At 63.6% G+C, this 3,280-nt stretch carries 4 protein-coding genes; all 4 read right to left on the bottom strand.

Annotation, left to right across the window (positions count from 1 at the left end):
• Positions 1 to 9: 9 nt before the first annotated feature.
• Positions 10 to 2,049 carry an ATP-dependent DNA helicase gene (locus Q0341_RS14800; protein ID WP_299514891.1) on the bottom strand — a complete coding sequence of 680 codons (2,040 nt, stop codon included), beginning with the start codon at positions 2,047 to 2,049 and terminating at the stop codon, positions 10 to 12.
• 95 nt (positions 2,050 to 2,144) lie between these two features.
• Positions 2,145 to 2,399, bottom strand: a complete 255-nt coding sequence (locus Q0341_RS14795; RefSeq protein WP_299514888.1) for a YdcH family protein — start codon at positions 2,397 to 2,399, stop codon at positions 2,145 to 2,147.
• Positions 2,396 to 2,806 (bottom strand): hypothetical protein, encoded by a 411-nt coding sequence (locus tag Q0341_RS14790; protein ID WP_299514885.1) that lies wholly within the window; start codon positions 2,804 to 2,806, stop codon positions 2,396 to 2,398. The genes Q0341_RS14795 and Q0341_RS14790 overlap by 4 nt, the downstream gene beginning before the upstream one ends.
• Positions 2,803 to 3,280 (bottom strand): cell division protein ZapE (gene zapE / locus Q0341_RS14785; RefSeq protein ID WP_299514882.1); only part of this gene is annotated, 478 nt, incomplete at its 5' end. The genes zapE and Q0341_RS14790, both read right to left, overlap by 4 nt.

Below are 3,280 nucleotides of genomic sequence, written 5' to 3'. Positions count from 1 at the left end.
AAGGCCCAGTCAAAGCCCGCAGCTGGTGGCGTCTGTGGTGAGCTGACGCAGCGCTTCCAAAAAAGCTGCATGGTCTTCCAAGCGGCGCATGGGCGGCAAGCCGCGCACCAAACGGCGGCCATAAGACATGGTGCTCAGCCGGTTGTCACAAACCACCAAAATCCCCCGATCGGTTTCATTGCGGATCAAGCGCCCCGCCCCTTGTTTGAGGGACACTGCGGCCTCTGGCAAAGCGTGGTCAGCAAAGGCACTCTTGCCCTGCAGCGTGATGCGTTGGCTGCGGGCCTCAAACAGAGGGTCTCCCGGCGGTGGGAATGGTAACTTGTCGATGACCACCAGTTGCAGCGCATCACCTGGCACATCGAAGCCCTCCCAGAACGACGCCGAGGCCACCAACACACAACCGGCACGGCCTTGCGCATCGCCCTGCCCGCCCCCTTGCCTGAAACGCTCCATCAAACGGCGCTTGGGACTTTGGCCCTGTACCAAGACTTCAAGACTCGAATCACCCTGGGCCTGCAGATGTTCGCCGATGCTGCGCATCGCGTTCAAGGTGGTGGTCAGCACCAAGGTCCTGCCACCCAGAATGGCCAAGGCCTCCAGCACCAACCGGGCCACCTGCGTGGCATGACCCGGGTCCCCGGGGCGCGGCAAATGGGGCGGCACATACAGCGCCGCTTGTTGTGCGTAGTCAAAAGGGCTGTTGACTTGCATGACTTCGGCCGAGCTCAAGCCGCAAGGCTCGGTGAACCAGCGCAAACTCGGCTCATCGCCTAAAGTGGCCGAAGTGAAAACCCAAGCCCGCTGGCCCACCCCTGGCGCAGCCCCTGAAGGCGCATTCCCGGCCGTCGCGACATGGCCTGCAGCGTGCCGCGGATCTCCCGCCATCAAGGCCTCCAAAGAATCGGGATCGGGCAGCGTCTCGGGCGCGCTGCCCGGTGTCACGGGGACAGAACGGGTCAAGGCAGAAAAGGCCTGCGCGATGTCCAAGGGCGACTCGATCAGGCGCAACTGCGCACTGACCTCGGCCCAGCGCACGCCCTCAGGGTTGGGCGTTTGTGCGAACAAGGTGGCGCGCTGCACCAACTCGCGGGTGCGCTCGCCCAGTCGCTGGAAATCTGGCGCCAGCTCGCTCACCATGTCCAGGCCGTTTTGCAAATCCACCAAAGCGCTCGACACCGCTTGCAGTGCATCGGACCACTCGTCTGGGGCCACCCCTTCAGGGTGCTGGCCTGTCCAACGCAAACGCACCGAGCCGCGGTGCATGCCTGCGGCCAGTCGCCAATCGCGGGCGGCTTTTTCCAATGCGGCCGACAAGGCTTGCCAATCCACCAGTCCCCGCGCCAGTTGCAAACCCGTACCCAACGCATCACGGACCAACTCGTGCAGTTGCACAGTAGACAGCTGTTGGCCCAAAAAATTCACCCCGATCTCGTTGAGCTGGTGGGCCTCATCAAACACGGTCACGCGCACGGTAGGCAGCAACTCGGCCACACCCGACTCGCGCACCGCCATGTCCGCAAAGAAAAGGTGGTGGTTGATGACCACCACGTCGGCGGCCATGGCCTCTTTGCGCGCCAGGTTGACGTGGCAAGCGCGGTAGCGCGGGCACGTTGAGCCCAGGCAGTTGTCGCGGGTGGAAGTGACCAGCGGCCACAAGGACGAGCGCTCGTCCAAACCCGTCAGCTCGGCCATGTCGCCGCTGCGGGTGGATTGCGCCCAGGTTTCGATCTTGGCCAAGGCCTTTTGTGCCCCGGGTTGCGCCGAGTCGGGGCTGTGTCGGGCTTGCTCCATGCGGTGCAGGCACAGGTAATTGCCCCGGCCCTTGAGCAAAGCCACGCGAATGGGCAAACCCAGCACTTCCACCAGGCGCGGAATGTCGCGTGAAAACAATTGGTCTTGCAACGCCTTGGTGGCCGTGGACACCAGCGCCCGCTGACCGCTGAGCAAAACCGGCACCAAGTAGGCATAAGTCTTGCCCGTGCCCGTGCCGGCCTCGACCACCAACTGACCGCCCTCTTGCACGGTGCGGCTGACCGCCATGGCCATGTCGGTCTGGCCCTGCCGGGGCTGAAAACCCGGCACGGTTTGCGCCAACACCCCGTGGCTGGACAAGGTGTCGGCCACGCGCTGGTCGAGCAAACTCAAGCGGGCTCCTTGGGGGCCAATTGGGCTTGCAGCAAGGCCAATTGGTCGCGCAGGGCCAAGCGCCGTTTTTTCATGCGACGCAAGCTCAGCTCGTCGCGCAGCGCAGGTGATGCCGACGCTTGGTCAATCAAGGCGTCCAGGTCGGCGTGCTCCATTTGCCATTCGATCAGCTGACGCTGCGGCGAACGCAGATCGCTGGCGTCAAATACGGGACCACCCCATGGGCCACCGACGGCGCTGTCGTCGCTCATGGCGTGTCCTTTGCCGCGGGCTGTTTGCCTTGCAATCGCAGTTGCCGCTGCTCGGTGCGCCACAAGCGCTCTTGCGCGTTGAGTGCCAACTCTTGCTGGCGTAAGGGCTCGATGGCCTGCCTGCGGGCGCGACGGGCATCGGTCAGGCATGCGTTGACCGCAAACTTTTGCCAGCAAGCTTCTTGCTGCTTTTGGTAAGCCGCCCACACCACTTCGCGCTGCGATTTCAAGCGCTGCCTTTGGATGTCGATGGCCTGCGGAACATCCTGGGATGACGCCACCGCGCTTTCAAAGTCCGGCGCAGTTGAGGGTCCAACGGTCAAGGGCGTTTGCGCCCACGCGCCCCAGGCTATGGCCAAGGCCAAGCCAAAACACAAACGAAGCCAAGCAAAACACAGGCGTGTCATGTCAGCTGCGTGTCCACCGTGCGGTGCTCCAGGGCCAGGAACTCACTCGACTGCATCTCATGCAGGCGCGAGACCGTGCGCGGAAACTCGTGCGACATCGGCCCCGAGGTATAAAGCCCTTCGGGCGGCACGGCGGCCGACATGATGAGCTTGACCCGGCGGTCGTAAAGCACGTCGATCAACCAAGTGAAGCGCCGCGCCTCGGACGCCATGCTCACCGGCATGTGCGGCACGTTGCTCAGCAGGACCGTGTGGTACTGCGTGGCGATTTCGAGGTAGTCGTTTTGCGAGCGCGGGCCGCCACAAATGGCGCGGAAGTCAAACCAAACCACATCACCGGCACGGCGTTTGGCGGTGATCTCGCGTGCTTCGATGTGCAGCACCGGGTCTTCGTCTGGCCCCGTGGCCAGGCGATTGAAGGCGTCGTTCATCTCGGCATCGGCCTGCTCGCCCAAAGGCGAGGGGTAGAGATTG

Origin of the sequence: uncultured Limnohabitans sp. (assembly GCF_937889215.1) — a bacterium.
GTDB lineage: Bacteria > Pseudomonadota > Gammaproteobacteria > Burkholderiales > Burkholderiaceae_C > Limnohabitans_A.
Note: the sequence above shows the minus strand (reverse complement) of the source record. Positions and strands in the feature narration are given on the sequence as shown.